Source organism: Armatimonas rosea (genome assembly GCF_014202505.1).
In the GTDB taxonomy this organism is placed as follows: Bacteria; Armatimonadota; Armatimonadia; order Armatimonadales; family Armatimonadaceae; genus Armatimonas; species Armatimonas rosea.
On sequence record NZ_JACHGW010000007.1, the window covers coordinates 24,352 to 38,318 of the forward strand.

13 protein-coding genes and 1 pseudogene are annotated in these 13,967 nt (G+C 63.0%); 5 read left to right on the forward strand and 9 right to left on the reverse strand.

All coding sequences use genetic code 11. The annotated features are described in order from the left end of the window. Nucleotides 1-4 precede the first annotated feature (4 nt). From HNQ39_RS26155 to HNQ39_RS26175, 5 genes are all read left to right on the forward strand, one after another. Nucleotides 5-1,696, forward strand: a complete 1,692-nt coding sequence (locus HNQ39_RS26155; protein ID WP_184203551.1) for a GAF domain-containing sensor histidine kinase — start codon at nt 5-7, stop codon at nt 1,694-1,696. 1 nt (nt 1,697) lies between these two features. After that, entirely contained in the window at nt 1,698-2,348 is a 651-nt protein-coding gene (locus HNQ39_RS26160; protein WP_184203552.1) for a response regulator, read from the forward strand. Between the two features lie 82 nt (nt 2,349-2,430). Then, nucleotides 2,431-3,315 (forward strand): PEP-CTERM sorting domain-containing protein, encoded by an 885-nt coding sequence (locus HNQ39_RS26165; RefSeq protein WP_184203553.1) that lies wholly within the window; start codon nt 2,431-2,433, stop codon nt 3,313-3,315. 102 nt (nt 3,316-3,417) lie between these two features. Next, a complete protein-coding gene (locus HNQ39_RS26170) occupies nt 3,418-4,464 on the forward strand; it encodes a hypothetical protein (RefSeq protein ID WP_184203554.1) in 1,047 nt (348 codons plus the stop codon). Beyond that, nucleotides 4,442-5,182 carry a phytanoyl-CoA dioxygenase family protein gene (locus tag HNQ39_RS26175; RefSeq protein WP_184203555.1) on the forward strand — a complete coding sequence of 247 codons (741 nt, stop codon included), beginning with the start codon at nt 4,442-4,444 and terminating at the stop codon, nt 5,180-5,182. Before HNQ39_RS26170 ends, HNQ39_RS26175 begins: the two co-directional genes overlap by 23 nt. Before the next feature lie 137 nt (nt 5,183-5,319). Here HNQ39_RS26175 and HNQ39_RS26180 read toward each other — a convergent pair whose 3' ends face one another. From HNQ39_RS26180 to HNQ39_RS26220, 9 genes and pseudogenes are all read right to left on the reverse strand, one after another. Beyond that, nucleotides 5,320-6,177 carry a sugar phosphate isomerase/epimerase family protein gene (locus HNQ39_RS26180; protein ID WP_184203556.1) on the reverse strand — a complete coding sequence of 286 codons (858 nt, stop codon included), beginning with the start codon at nt 6,175-6,177 and terminating at the stop codon, nt 5,320-5,322. 9 nt (nt 6,178-6,186) lie between these two features. Further along, nucleotides 6,187-7,146 carry an acetylxylan esterase gene (locus HNQ39_RS26185; RefSeq protein ID WP_184203557.1) on the reverse strand — a complete coding sequence of 320 codons (960 nt, stop codon included), beginning with the start codon at nt 7,144-7,146 and terminating at the stop codon, nt 6,187-6,189. Nucleotides 7,147-7,155: 9 nt separating this feature from the next. Next, nucleotides 7,156-9,021 carry a hypothetical protein gene (locus HNQ39_RS26190; protein ID WP_184203558.1) on the reverse strand — a complete coding sequence of 622 codons (1,866 nt, stop codon included), beginning with the start codon at nt 9,019-9,021 and terminating at the stop codon, nt 7,156-7,158. Nucleotides 9,022-9,025: 4 nt separating this feature from the next. After that, nucleotides 9,026-9,391, reverse strand: coding sequence for a cyclic-di-AMP receptor (locus tag HNQ39_RS30750; protein WP_343075989.1), 366 nt, complete (start codon nt 9,389-9,391; stop codon nt 9,026-9,028). Between the two features lie 40 nt (nt 9,392-9,431). Continuing rightward, a pseudogene (locus HNQ39_RS26200) lies at nt 9,432-10,136 on the reverse strand (pseudouridine synthase); the annotation flags it as partial. After that, nucleotides 10,133-10,690 carry a Uma2 family endonuclease gene (locus HNQ39_RS26205; protein ID WP_184203560.1) on the reverse strand — a complete coding sequence of 186 codons (558 nt, stop codon included), beginning with the start codon at nt 10,688-10,690 and terminating at the stop codon, nt 10,133-10,135. The gene HNQ39_RS26205 and the pseudogene HNQ39_RS26200, both read right to left, overlap by 4 nt. 4 nt (nt 10,691-10,694) lie before the next feature. Next, nucleotides 10,695-11,729 (reverse strand): methionine synthase, encoded by a 1,035-nt coding sequence (locus tag HNQ39_RS26210; RefSeq protein WP_184203561.1) that lies wholly within the window; start codon nt 11,727-11,729, stop codon nt 10,695-10,697. After that, entirely contained in the window at nt 11,726-12,475 is a 750-nt protein-coding gene (locus HNQ39_RS26215; protein WP_184203562.1) for a glycoside hydrolase family 16 protein, read from the reverse strand. Before HNQ39_RS26215 ends, HNQ39_RS26210 begins: the two co-directional genes overlap by 4 nt. 42 nt (nt 12,476-12,517) lie before the next feature. Further along, on the reverse strand, nt 12,518-13,954 hold the full coding sequence (locus tag HNQ39_RS26220; protein ID WP_184203563.1) for a M28 family peptidase: 1,437 nt from the start codon (nt 13,952-13,954) through the stop codon (nt 12,518-12,520). Between the last annotated feature and the right edge of the window lie 13 nt (nt 13,955-13,967).

Consider the following 13,967-nt stretch of genomic DNA (forward strand, 5'->3'; position numbering starts at 1 on the left):
GCAGATGGAAACGGTCGAGGCGCTCCTCCGGCAGCAAGAGGTCCTGCGCGCGGTGATCGAGTCGATCAGCAGCGAGCTGAACCTCCGCCCGCTGCTGACCCGGATCGTCCGCCACGCCTGCGAGCTGATCGGGGCGGATAACGGGACGATCGGCCTGGTGGACGAGCGCCGGGAGCTGGTGCGCACCGAGGCGATCTGGCAGATGCCGGAGAGCGAGCTGGGCGCGGAGATGCCACGCGGTGTGGGGCTTGCCGGTAAGGTCTTTGCCACCGGCGAGCCGCTGGTCCTAGGGCGCTACGGTGAGCTGGAGAGCACGACCCAGCCGAGTCTGAGTGCCAATGCGGTGATCGGCATTCCGATCTGGTGGCGCGAGAAGATGATTGGCTTCTTTGGGATCGGCACCGATGCCACGCGCCAGAGTCGCCAGTTCGACCAGCGCGATGTCGAGACCCTGACCCTCTTTGCACGACACGCCGCGATCGCGATCGAGAACGCACGCCTCTACGCCGCCTCGGAGCATGCCCTTGAGGAGATGGAGCTGCTCTATGCCACGAGCACACAGATCGGCACCGCCCACACGACCCGTGAGCTGGTGGCCGCCTACCTCAACCTGGTGACCCGTGGAGGACGCTTTGCCTGCACGGTGACACGCTATCTGCGGGAGAGCACAGAGGTGGGGACGGTCGAGGTATTGGGGCGCTGGACCCCTCAAGACGGTCTGGACCTGACTCCTCACCACTATCCCTACCACCGCGATGCCCTCGACGAAGCACTGGACCGGGGGGAGACGCTTGCGATTCCCGATGTCCACACGGACCAACGGGTCCCCGAGACGCTACGGCGCATCCAAGCCGAGTCGGGGCGGCCTGCCCTCGCCCTGATCCCGCTCCGAGTGGCTGGGGCGGAGCGCCTTGGGCACGTGATCCTGAGCCACTCTCAAATCCACGACTGGACACCGGTCGAGCTCCACCCCTTCGAGATCACGGCCCAGCAGCTCGCCAGCGCCTTGGACAGCCGCCTGCAACAAGAGCGGGTCGCGACCCAAGGACAGCAGATGGCGATCTTCGAGGAGCGCCAGCGGATCGCACGCGACCTGCACGACTCCGTGACCCAGCTCCTCTTCACGATGACCCTGATCGCCCAGACGACGGCCGCTGCCTGGAAGCGCAACCCCGACGAGGGCGAGCGGCGGGTGGGACGCCTGGTGGAGCTCAGCCAGACCGCCCTCTCAGAGATGCGCGCACTGCTGGCCGAGCTGCGTCCCCCGGTGCCCCAGCCGACCGGTCGGGAGCTCTTGGAGACCAAGGGACTCGTTGCTGCACTGGAGGCGCACCTTGCGGCAACGAGCGATGAGAGCACGCCGGTCGTGCTCAAGGTTCAGCGCTACCGGCCCGCCACTTTTGTGGTAGAGCACGCTCTCTACCGAATTATTCAGGAAGCGGTTGCCAATGCACGCAAGCACGCGCAGGCGCGGCAGGTGAGTGTCACTCTCTCAACACTGAGCCGTGGCACGACTCGGCTGGTCATCCAGGACGATGGCTGCGGCTTCGACACGCGCACCCCGACAGCACCGCGCGCCGATGGCAGTGGGATGGGGCTCTCGACGATGCAAGAGCGCGTGGTGAAGCTGGGGGGGACACTGACAATTGACTCTCGCTTAGGGGCAGGGACTCGGATAACGGTAAGGGTTGCGTGAGATGGACGAGATTCGTTTACTGATTGTAGATGACCACGAGCTGGTGCGCGAGGGGCTGACCCTCCTGCTGGAAGAGGCCGAGGAGATCGTGATCGCGGGGCAGGCGGGCTCGGTCGCGCAGGCGGTTGCGCAGGCAAACGCGCTCCAGCCAGATGTGATCCTGCTGGACATGATGCTCCCCGATGGCGATGGGGTCGCGGTGATCCAGCAGCTCAAGGCGGTGGGCCACCCCGCACGGATTGTCGTGCTGACGAGCTTTGCCGAGGATGAGAAGATTCGAGGAGCCCTCCAAGCCGGAGCGACCGGCTATCTCCTCAAGGATGTGCTTCGCCACGAGCTGCTCGCCGCCATCCGCGCCGCCGCCGAGGGCCGCCCAACCCTGCACCCGGTCGTACAGTCTCACTTGATGCAGCAGCTCAACCCGCGCAAGCAAGCCACGCCGCTCGATTCCCTCACGGAGCGCGAGCGCGATGTGCTCAAGGCGCTCGCGGAAGGGCGGAGCAATAAAGAGATCGCCGCGACCCTCGGCCTCACTCTGGGGACGGTGAAGGGCTATGTCAGCACGATCTTTAGCAAGCTTGATGTGGCCAGCCGCACCGAGGCGACCCTGCTGGCGATCCGAAACGGGCTGGTCAACCCTAACCAAAGTTAGGAGGGAGGCACTGACTTTTAGCCGGGGTTAGCCTCCAAGAAAGGCGCTATTCTCTTTACAGTTACTTCGAAAGGGAAAACTAATGCGTCTCTCAACCACCACACTCGTTGCTACTCTTGTCGCCCTGCCTACCCTCGCACAGGCACAGACCGTCCGCTCCGCCAGCGGAGCCAATGCGGCCGCGATCCTCTCCACAGTCAACGACTTCCGCGCCGACCTCGGGGGAGCCAATAATGGGATCAATGCCCACGCCGGCTCCGATGGCCGCCGCGAGATCAACTGGGACGCGGTTCCGATCGGGTTCTCCGCGCCCAACACGCTCAACGCCAACTTCTTCAACCAGAACTCCCAGCGTGGTCTCCAGCTGGTCCCGACCGCCGGCGTGACGGGATTTATGGTAAGCGATGGCGACAGCACCAACCTCGGTGGGACCAACGGTGCAGGGGTGCGCTTCAATAACCTCAACGATACCTACGCTAGTACCTTCACCACCTTTACCCCCCAGAAGCTCTTCACGTCGCTGGGGAGCAATGTCTACGATGTGACCTTCTTTGTTCCGCTGACAGGGCCGGTTCTCCCCGGAAGCACGCCCGCGCTCGTGAGCGGCTTTGGCTCAGTCTTCACCGATGTGGACACGGTGGGGGCGACCACGATCCAGTACTTCGATAAGAACAACGTCTCCCTAGGCACCTTTAGCGCTCCCGTCCAGAACCTTGGCCTCTCGTTTATCGGGGTCTCTTTTGGCTCCGCGACGATCTCCCGAGTCCGCATCACCCAGGGAACGACCGCCCTCGGTCCCGCCGACAACCCCGGTGCCGGCCAGGATGTCGTGGTCGCGGATGACTTTATCTACGGTGAGCCCGTCGCTGCGGCTTCGACCAGCGCACCGGAGCCAGGGACACTCGCCTTCCTCGCGCTGGGAGGGACGCTCACCCTGATTCGTTGCCGTCGCCGCCGATTGAAATAGGCGTCTGCAGTGGCCCTTGGCCGCAAAGCCCGTTCCGGGCTCCCGAGCTATGAAGAAACCGGGGGCTTTGGGGCGGGCTTTTTCTGCTAGAATGTCGCAAGAATGGCGATGACCGAGGCAGACTATCTCGCAAAAGCAAGTGATCCTACGACGAGTGGTGCGGAGCTGGAGGCACTCTGGATTGAGATCGGGAGCTTCACGTTCCCGCTGGGGGGGAGCGCTGCGACCCGCATTCAGCACACGATTGCCAAGAACCCGAACCTCACGCCGCACCTTGCCAAGCAGTGCTTCGGACAGCTCTCAAGCTCACTTGCCGACAACCCTGCACTTTCGCTACTCTTTCTAGAGAACCCGACACTCGCCGAGCAGGCCGCCGAGCTGACCCTGCTGCGCATGACCCGGCGCACCGACTCTCCGGCGACGATTTTAGAGATCCTCACCCGCCATTCGATCCCGCAGGTGCGCGAGGCCGCCCGACTCCATGTCACTCTCTTTGGGGAAGCAACCGAGGAGCAAGTGCGCCAAGAGCTACAAAGCATCCCGGTCGGGGGAAAAGCCAACCTCACCGAGCTACATTCCTGGGGGCTGGTTCCGGGCTGGCTTGCGACCCATCACAAGATCAAAACTATGCCTCCCCAGCTTCCGAAAAACAACCTGGTCCTCGATCCCAATCCGCTGACCGCTTCCGAGAGCAAGTGGATCCAGGAGCTGCTCCAACTCTACATGGCTGAACCGACCAGACCTCCCTTTGGAACTGCAAGAGAATCGGGCCAGGGATGGGCAATGACACTGTGTAAGGTAGCGGTTCCCCTAGACGTGCTGGTACTCACGGGAGACTGGGATATCTTGCTCCTGCGGTCGGACACTCCCGAGAACCTGAAGCCGGGCTTGATTGCGGAGAGCAGCCGGTGGAAAAATGGGCTGGTGGGTACCCTGGCACGTGCGGCCTGTCTCTCGGGCTGGTATCTGCACGAAGAAGCCCTCTCCACCCGCTGGATTCGCCGTCTCGGGGCAGCACTAAACCCTCGCCTCACCGAAAAAGACCAGAAGCGCTTGATGGATGATGCCAATGCAATTGTGCGGGCGGTGGCCCGGGATTCAAAACTACGAGATAGGATAATGGACTATGGATGCGATGGAGCAGTATGAAAAAGACGGTTATGCGATCTTCCGCGATGTGCTCGATGCGGAGCTAATCCGCGAGGCGAGTGCGCATGTGGAGTGGCTACAGAAGAAACACCCCGATATACGGCCCGAGAAGCTGGACTGGTTTCTGGTGCTCAACGACCCGTTCTGGGTGCGTCTGGTGGCGGATGAGCGGCTGCTGGATATCGCGGAGAGGTTTATCGGGCCCAATATCGCGCTCTTTGCCAGCCACTACTTTGCCAAGCCGCCCCACGACGGCCTGCCGGTGCTGTGGCACCAGGATGGCAGCTACTGGCCGCTCGATCCCTGTGAGGTGGTGACTCTCTGGCTGGCGGTGGACGACTCGACACCCGAGAACGGCTGCCTGAGAGTGATCCCAGGGACCCACACGCTGGCATTCCAGGAGCACGTCAAGGACACCAGTGTCGAGAACGTGCTCTCGTCGGGGATTGCGGGGGTGGACGAGCGCTCCACAGTCGATGTGATCCTCAAGGCGGGGGATGTCTCGGTGCACCACCCCAATCTCATCCACGGAAGCGATGCCAACACGTCGGATAAGCGCCGCTGTGGCCTGACCATTCGCTACATCCCGACCAGCACGCGCATCACCAAGCCGATTGGTGCGCCGTTCTTGCTCCGCGGCCAAGCCGTCCCCGGTGTTAATGACTACCGAGAGCGGCCTGTGTACGTGGAAGGGGAGCACTTCCCCTTCCGCCACTGATCGCCGATTGGAAATCGGCGTCTGCAATAGCCTTCGGCCGCAAAGCCCGTGCCGGGCTACCAATGCTGTCCCCAGCCCGGCACGGGCTTTGCGGCGGAGGAACGACGCCATTGCAGACGCCCAATTCGACTGGGCGATTACAGATACGGCGTGAGGTTGGCCTTGGCGCGGATCAGCCCGAGCTTGTCGCCCTCGACACTGCCGTTGTAGCGGAAGTCCTCCAGCTCAATGGCGATGGTATCGTCGAAGCCGTGGCGCTGGAGCTCGCCCAGGACCCAGGCCCAGTTGACCACGCCCTCACCGGGGATGCAGTAGCGCCAGTCGCCGCCGCCGCAGTGGACCGGGCGGTCGAGGCTGGGGCCAAGGTTGCCGTAGAGATAGGCACCGTCGCCGTCGAGCTGCGTGTCCTTGCCGTGGGCATGGATCGCGCGGCCCCCGAACTCCCGCAGGAAGCGCTGGTAGTCCACGCCGATACGCACGAGGTGGCTTGGGTCGTAGTTGATCCCAAACTCGTCGCCGGGGACCACCGCAAACATGGCGCGCAGGGTCTCGGGAGTGACACCTAGCGCGTTGTTGTTGGGCCCCGGCCAGCCCTCCACCGCGATTCGCACGCCAAGCCGCGCGGCCACTTTTGCCACCTCGGGGAAGCTCTTGCTCCAGTTTTCCAGGCTCACCCGGCGGCTCTGGGTGCTATCGGGCGGGTTGAAGGTCGTAAAGGCCTTGGTAAAGCCCTGTGCTGCCATCGCCTCCAGCCCCGCGCTACAGGCCTCGATGCCCTTCTTCTGCACTGCTTCGTCGGTGGAGAGCAGGTCACGCGTGCCGCCGAGATCGCAGGTTCCCAGCCCCAGCCCATTGGCCTTGAGCGCCGCGACATTCTCCGGGCTCGGCGAGCCTAAGTCGATCGAGCCAAAGCCGTTCTCTGCGGCCCAGGCCGCCAGCTCTGCGAAGGGGATGCGCCCTAGCGCCCCCGGAATCCGAAATCCAACCTGAATCATTTACTTCTCCTAGAGATCACTCATAAAGTCAAACACAATATCCGAGCAGCCGGGGAGTCCCTCGTGCCCGAAGTCGGGGTAGATCACGAGGTTTTTCTTGCTGGTGATCTTGTTGTAGGCCGCAAACTGCGTGCTGGGCGGGCAGATCGTGTCCATCAGGCCCACCGGCATGAGCACCTCGGCTTGAATGCGCGGCGCGAGGTGCTGGTTGTCGATGTAGCCCAGGCGCTCCCACCAGAGGTCCTCTTGCTCGTGGCGTGGGTCGAAGTTGCGGAAAAACGTGGCGAGCTCCTCGTAGGCACCCTTGGCGAGGTCCATCTCCCAGACACGCTTGTAGTCGCACAAGAACGGGAAGGTGGGGGCGGCTTTCTTGAGAGTGGGGGTGAGCGACGCACAGGCCAGGGTCAAGCCGCCGCCCTGCGAGCCCCCGAGTGCGCCCACACGGCTCGCATCGACTTCGTCGAAGCCCATCACGATCCGGGCCAGTAGCGCCGTGTCGAGATAGACATTGCGGTAGTAGAGCTTCTCCGGGCTATCGGCGAGGCCGCGGATGATATGCCCCCGCAGCGTGTTGCCCTTCACCCCGCCCACGTCCTCGGATTTCCCACCCTGGCCGCGGCAGTCTAGCGAGGCAATCGAGAATCCCTGCGCCACATAGGGCAGCTTGCCTACCCAGTCGCCCGAGTGGCCGGAGTAGCCATGGAACTCGACAATCGCAGGGTGGGGCGTCGTCGCCTGCTTGGGCCGTAGGTACTTGGCATAGACCCGTGCGCCACCGATCCCTGTGAACCAGAGATGGAAGCACTCGGCGTGGTGTGTCTTGAGCGTGTGGGGGATCAGCTCTACCTGCGGATCGTGGCCGTCCAGCTCCGCGAGCGCCTTGTCCCAGAACGCATCGAAGTCCGCCGGGCGCGGGTTGCGCCCCTCATACGCATAGAGCCGCTCCAGCGGCATGTCTACCTGTGGCATGGTAAAAACTCACTTTTTCTCAGAGATTTGACGGAGCGTCTCGCGGTCGGCGGGGCGCTCACTGGGGTCGATTGCAAAGCGTGCCTCGTCGGCGAGTAGCTCTTGGCGGCGGCGCTCCAGGCGCTCCGCAAGGCCCTTCTGCCGTGAGGCAACATAGATCGCGACTTTGTGCTGGGTGTCGCGGACCTCAATGCCGGTCTTGGTGGCCTTCCAGACAACAGACGTGACACCGTCGGCGTCTACACGGACGACCTCGGCGGGCTTTTGGAGGTAGCCAGGCAAGGGGAAGGCAAAGACCGCGGCGCGGGGCGCCCCAAAGACAAAGACCTTCTTCTCCAGCTCGGGCGTGTAGGCGGTGTCGCAGGCGAAGCAGAGGGCGCCGCGGGACGAGGCGATCACGGAGAGCTCCCACTTGTCCTTGGTGGCGGCAAAGTGAGTCGCGGCCCCCTCCAGATAGAACGGCTCCAGGAGGCGAATCTCGCGGCCGATGCGCTGCATCTCGGGGAACGTGTCCGGAAACTTGACCCACGAAATGGGCTTGAGATTGAACCAGTAGAGGCTCGTGATGCGGCTGGCGAGCGCGTGGTAGGCTTGCAGGCGCAGCTCGTCGGGCGTCGGGGCACCGCGGGGCCGCCAGCCGTTCCAGTCATCGTGGGGGCCTTGCGACCAGTACGCGGTCGGAGCGGGCTTGTAGCACTCCCGCAGGCTTCGGCACAGCTCCCCGATAGTCTCCAGTGGCGCGCCCCACGCGATCTTCACACCGCCCGGCCAGTCGTAGCCGCGCCAGGAGTCCGTGGCGGGGGCACAGACCCGGTAGGCATCGTAGTGGGGAAAGTCTGAGATCCCGGCGTAGCGGCACCAGTAGCGCGGGTCGCTCCAGGTGACTGTCGTGGCGAGGCGGCTCGTCGCAAAGGGCGCGAGCTTACTCCAGACCTCCTGGGGTGCCGTTGGGCCCTTGCGCCCGCCGTACTGCGGCTCACCGAGAAACTCGACCGCGTGCACTTTCGGCAAGACGCGCTCGTTGTCGTAGCTCGCAAGGGGCTGGCAGGCGTGGAAGTGCTTGAGCGGATACTTCTCACTGAGCGCCGTGTCCGAGTAGCCGGGGACAAGCGGGATATGGGCGGCGTTGATATGGACTTTCTTCAGCGCCTGGAGATACGGCTCGTCGGTGAGGTACTTCTCGCCCACCCAGCCGCCCGAGATATCGAACGCCTCACGCTTGATCCGCTGGTGTGCCCAGAGGAAGCCGGTGCTGAGCTTGACCTCGATCAGGCAGTAGGTGAGTGGGAGTTTGCCGGTCTCTAGTGTCAGGGCACAGAAGTCGTGGGCGGGAAGAGTGCGCATGTCGGGGGCGAGCGGCGGTGTTGGAGAGAAGCGGTTGGGGAACTTCGGATCGGCGGGCAGCCAGAGACGCACGGACTCGACACGAACCTGGGCCTTTGCGCGATTTTCCAGATGCAGGATGAGTCTGTCGGGCTGGACTCCCTCCCCGAGAAAGGTCGCCGCGGCAATTGTCTGCTCGCTCGGCTTCAGAGGCACACGCACCCCGGGCTGGTCTTCGTCCCACTGAAGCGTCACCGACTCGGGGAGCGCGGTGAGCTGGTTGAACGTCAGGACCGTGAGCTGGCCGGGAACGACTTGAACCGCGGCATCGGGGGCATCGTGCGGAAAGTCGCACCAGCCCCAGCTCCCACTGGCGAGTCGCTCCGCCGGGTTCTCGCCCTCGATAAGCAAGTCGGGCCGGCGGAAGGGGGAGTCGCCGCGGACAATCAGGCGCACCAGCGCACCTGGTGAGGGAGGGACAGGGCGGAAGAACTTCAGCGTCTGCACCGACACATGGGGCGTCACACTGACCCCAACTACCTCGACAGCCACGGGCTTAAAATCTTTCGAAGCGCTCGACGTCCACTACCCAGGCGATTGCCCCACCTACCTCAACCTCGACGGGGGAGGGGATAAACGTGCCCACCGGCCCGGCATCGGGCGGCAGGACATTGACATACTGCTTACGGCTTTTGCTCGCCTCGTTGATCAGGCCGAGCACTCTTTCCACGTCCTTGTCGTCGGCCCCAATCAGCAACGTTATGTTGCCCTCCCGAAGGAAGCCCCCCGTTGAGCCGATCTTTGTAAACTTGAACCCGTTCCTGAGCAGACTTTCGCTGATCTTTCCCCGGTCCCGGTCGTGGACGACGGCGATTACTAGTTTCACTTTGTGTAGAATCCTCTCCCTTGACTTCGGGGCCATTATACGCCATGATGGCCTCAATTTCCCAGCGCGTGAGCTCTCGCCACTGCCCAGGCTCAAGATTTCCAATCAGCACGGGGCCGACTTGGACCCGCACCAGCCGTACCACGGGATGCCCGACCGTGTCCATCATGCGACGGATCTGGCGGTTGCGGCCCTCGTGGATAATCATCTCCAATCGCGTGTAGCCCTTGCTGGACCGTCCCAGCTTGGTCACCTGCGCCTTGGCGGTCTTGCGTGTCTCGCCCGCCAGCGAGAGCCCCCGCGCCAGCCGACTGAGCGTGTCCGAGTCGGGCGAGCCCTCCACGGTCACGATATAGGTCTTGCCCAGGCTCATGCTGGGGTGCGTGACCTTGTAGATAAAATCGCCATCGTCGGAGAGCAGGATCAGGCCCTCGGAGTCGGCGTCGAGCCGCCCGGCGGGCTTGAGCTTGGCACCGGGAATCTCTACCAGATCGACGACTTTCTTCTGCGCATGCGGATCGCTGACCGTCGAGACATAGCCCTCCGGCTTGTGCAGCGCGACATAGTGCCGCTTGCCGATCTCTTTGAGTGCCTTCCCATCGACCTGGATCTTCTGCTTGGTAGGATCGACCTGGACCCCCATCTCCGTCACCACGATGCCATCTACCTTCACACGCCCGCCCTTGATCAGCTCCTCGGCGCGGCGGCGCGAAGCCGCCCCCGCATCCGCGATGGCTTTCTGAAGACGAACGGTCGTGGGACTCGTTGGTTGCTCACTCATGGCAAGAGCTCGCTAACCGTAAGGGGTGCACTCGGGCGGGAGAGCGGCGCGACCTGCTCGGTCTCGGTGTAGGTGCGAATATCAAGGTAGTCCTCTCCCTGTGGGGTGCGGTGAACCAGCAAGCGCCGGTGTGCGACATCAACGATCCAGTACTCGTCAATATGTGCGAGAGCATAGAGCCGGAGTTTAATATTTTTGTCCCAGCCCAGCGTGGCATCCGAGACTTCGACAACAAGAACGCAATCCGCGGCGGTCGGGGTCTCCGAGAAGCTCTCGGTGGGCTGATTGAGCACAAAGGCATCGGGTTCAGGGTCACTATCTTCACTTACCTGGATCGGTGCCTGTGATCCCACAAACTCCCAGCCAAAGAGCTGCTCCAGCGCCCGCCGAACCCGCTTGGTGGCGTGGACATGGCGTGGGTTTTGCGGCATCTTCTCCAGTAGGTCTCCGTGGATGTACTCCGAGGTCCCGGGAACGACTAAGCCGCCATCGACCAGCAAGCGCACCTGAGCACGTGTCAGGGGCAGGCGGCGTGGGAGGGCTAGCGTTTCCATGCCTCTATCGTATCGCGCTTCGGACGATTTCCACACCCGCGACCATATTGGCGAGCTTGCGCTTTGCCGCCCAGCGCGCGGTCTGTGAGAGGCCACAGTCGGGGGCAAAGGCGAGCTGCTCCGCTGGGGCGTGCTGCAAACAGCGCCGGACACGGCTTGCGACATCGTCGGGCGTCTCGATGTAGTAGCTCTTGACATCGATAATCCCCACCGCCGCGATCTTTCCCGCCTCCGCGATCTGGGTGAGAATCTCCAGCTCCGCAAACTCCCGGCTCGCCATCTCGACATGGATCTCGTCGGCGCTAAACCCTAAAAACGCGGGAAACATCGGGGCGTACTGGCGCGGCCCGACCGCGCGGGCCTTATAGTTGCCAAAGCAGAGATGGGTGGAAAGATGGCACTTGCCCACAATCGGCGCGACCGTGCGGTTGAAGATCTCGACAAAGCGCTCGGGGTCTTCTTTATGGGCGTAGCAGCTCATCGATGGCTCATCCACCGTGATTTCTATACACCCTGCCTCAACAAGTGCGACTAGCTCCGCCTGTACCAAGGGAAGCAGCGCCTCGGTGATCGCCCACCGGTCGGCATAGATCGCGCCGGGCAGTAATCTCCCGGAGAGCGTGTACGGCCCCGGCACCGAGGCTTTTAAGGTCGCGGACCCGCGTGCCAGTTTTTGCAAGCGCTTGAACTCGTCCACCGCCCCCAGCCCCTTGGGTGCGCTGAGCGCTTCGACAATCGGGTGCTTTCCGCGCTGATCGTGGGCGGGTGGACCAAAGCGGCGCGGCGGCGCACTCTCCAGCTCGATTCCCTGGATGTAGCCGTAGAAGCTCAGGTTAAAGTCCAGGCGCGTCTGCTCGCCGTCGGTGATGACATCGAGACCGGCGGACGTTTGATCGTGGAGCGCCGCGATCACCGCATCTTCCTGAAGCTCCGCGAGATCGTCGGGGCCGAACTGATCGAGGTTCGCGGCGGCAAACTCCAGCCAGCCGGGGAAGGGGTAGCTGCCGATGACAGTGGTACGCAGGGGAATAGTTTTCATGATTTTTGATAGACGCGGACGTAGTCGATCTCGTAGCGGGTCGGGAAAGAAGAATGCGCCGGGTCTCCGCCGTTCTGGCCGCCGATGGCAAGATTTAAAAGCAAGTAGTGCGGTTGTTTGAAGGGGCACTTTCCATCGGGGTTGGTTGCTTTTGATAACTCCACACGGTTGAGCGAGCGCCCGTCCACAAAGATCTCCAGGGCGGTTTCATCCCAGTCCAAGCGCCAGACATGGAACTTCTTCGCCCAGTCTTTCCCCAGCGACGGCAGGGGAGTCTTGGTGCTGGCCCACTTGGCATTCCAGCGCTGCTTGGTTCCCCAGGCCACATTGGCAAGGAGCTGGCCGCGGTAGAACTCCATAATGTCCACCTCGCCATTGCTGGGCCACTCGCCGTCGTTGCCGAGGGTCCAGAACGCCGGCCAGAGCCCGAGCTGTGTGTCAATCCGGGCCTTCATCTCGAAGCGCCCGTACTGAAAGCTCTGCAACCCCGACGATGTCAGACTGGCCGCCGTGTACTCCGCAAACTCCCGATTCTCGCGCCAGTTCTTACTGCCAGGCTTAAAGGCGGGGTTCTTGACTTTCTCGCGGCGCCCCTCGATGATCAGGTGGCCGTTCTCGCACCAGGCGTTCTGCTCTTGATAAAACTGGTGCTCCTCGTTGCGGACAAAGCCGTGCTCAAGCTTCCAGTTCTTCGGGTCGGGAGGGCCGGGTTTATCAAACTCATCGGCCCAGACTAGCTTATACATATAGTCCCTTTCCCCCGCCCCCGTCGGGCGGGGGACGGGCACTTAGCGATTGAGCGGTTTGTCTACCTTGGGACGCTGCGGGAGGTTGGCGACATTGACCGCGGTGAGGAAGACGGTACGCGCGATCTTCTCCATCTTCGCGAAGTCGATCTTACTTACTTCGTCCCCGACTTGGTGGTAGTCCTCGTGGACGCCGTCGAACCAGAAGCAGATCGGGATGCCTTTGCGGGCGTAGTTGTAGTGGTCGCTACGGAAGAAGAAGCGGTTCGGGTCGTTGGGGGAGTCGTACTGTGGATCGTAGGTGAGCTTGAGGTACTGAGCGTTGGTGCTGTGAATAATGCTCCCCAGCTCCGTGCTCATCATGGTCGTCCCGATCACGTAGATCGCGTTGGGGCCTGAGAGCGTCTTGTTGGCGGGCTTCGTGTCGCCCTCGGGGCGGCTGCGGCCGATCATGTCGATATTGAGCTGCGCGGTGATCTGGCCAATCGGGACCGTGGGCGTGTCGGTGAAGTACGACGAGCCCCAGAGGCCTTTTTCCTCACCGGCGTGCCAGACAAAGATCAGCGAGCGCTTCGGGCGCGCCTTCGAGGCCGCATCGGCGATAGCCAGGACCGCAGTCGTGCCGGAGCCGTCGTCATCGGCGCCGTTGAAGATCACATCGCCGGGGCCGGTTCCCACGCCCACGTGGTCGTAGTGCGCCCCGATCGCGACATACTCGCTCTTGAGCTTGGGGTCAGCGCCCTCGACAATCCCGACCACATTCTGCGTAAAGATGCGGTCGAGCTTTGCCAGAGCGCTCACCGTGATCTCCTTGCCCACGCCTGCTTGGAGGGCGGCACTGGCATCGGGGCTCACGCTCAGGACGGGGGGCGCGGTGGCGGGATCGGGGGTGGGGGTGCGCTCCATGCGCCAGCCGCCCCCGCCACGTCGGCTCATGAACTGTGCACGCCGGCTCCAGTTCTGGCTGGTGATGGTCTTGAGCACGGCCACGGCACCCGCTTCTAGGGCATCATTGACACTGCTCTCGGCCTCCACGCCCAGCCAGACAACCTTCCCCTTCACATCAGTGGTGCCCAGCTCTTTTTCGACAAAGACCAGCGTGCCGCTTGCACTGCCATTGCCCCGGTCGATGGCGAACGACTCGCCGTAGCGCAGGGTCTTGTCGCCCACGACCACGCTGGACTTGGCCTCGTCGAAGCCGTTCTTGACCATGGGGATTTTTTGGAAGTAGGTCCCGTTGTCCCCGCCGGGCTTGACCCCGAAGCGCTTGAGGTTGAAGGCGAGAAACTGCGCCGCAGCATCCAGGCCCGGCGACGGCGTATCGCGGCCTTGGAGGGCATCGGAGGCGATAAAGGTCAGGTAGTCGCGCAGGAGCTCCTGAGTGATTGCCTTCTCCCCGACCAGCCGTGCGGTGTGGAGGTCTACCGGCTTGGCGGCGGGCTGGACGAGAGCAAGAGCGGGGGCAAGAAGAAAGAGCATATTGATTTCGTGT

Bases quoted from the DNA above. Each gene is read 5' to 3' on its own strand.
- HNQ39_RS26155 (WP_184203551.1), top strand. From the start codon at position 5: ATGGAAACGGTCGAGGCGCTCCTCCGGCAGCAAGAGGTCCTGCGCGCG.
- HNQ39_RS26160 (WP_184203552.1), top strand. From the start codon at position 1,698: ATGGACGAGATTCGTTTACTGATTGTAGATGACCACGAGCTGGTGCGC.
- HNQ39_RS26165 (WP_184203553.1), top strand. From the start codon at position 2,431: ATGCGTCTCTCAACCACCACACTCGTTGCTACTCTTGTCGCCCTGCCT.
- HNQ39_RS26170 (WP_184203554.1), top strand. From the start codon at position 3,418: ATGGCGATGACCGAGGCAGACTATCTCGCAAAAGCAAGTGATCCTACG.
- HNQ39_RS26175 (WP_184203555.1), top strand. From the start codon at position 4,442: ATGGATGCGATGGAGCAGTATGAAAAAGACGGTTATGCGATCTTCCGC.
- HNQ39_RS26180 (WP_184203556.1), bottom strand. From the start codon at position 6,177: ATGATTCAGGTTGGATTTCGGATTCCGGGGGCGCTAGGGCGCATCCCC.
- HNQ39_RS26185 (WP_184203557.1), bottom strand. From the start codon at position 7,146: ATGCCACAGGTAGACATGCCGCTGGAGCGGCTCTATGCGTATGAGGGG.
- HNQ39_RS30750 (WP_343075989.1), bottom strand. From the start codon at position 9,391: ATGGCCCCGAAGTCAAGGGAGAGGATTCTACACAAAGTGAAACTAGTA.
- HNQ39_RS26205 (WP_184203560.1), bottom strand. From the start codon at position 10,690: ATGGAAACGCTAGCCCTCCCACGCCGCCTGCCCCTGACACGTGCTCAG.
- HNQ39_RS26210 (WP_184203561.1), bottom strand. From the start codon at position 11,729: ATGAAAACTATTCCCCTGCGTACCACTGTCATCGGCAGCTACCCCTTC.
- HNQ39_RS26215 (WP_184203562.1), bottom strand. From the start codon at position 12,475: ATGTATAAGCTAGTCTGGGCCGATGAGTTTGATAAACCCGGCCCTCCC.
- HNQ39_RS26220 (WP_184203563.1), bottom strand. From the start codon at position 13,954: ATGCTCTTTCTTCTTGCCCCCGCTCTTGCTCTCGTCCAGCCCGCCGCC.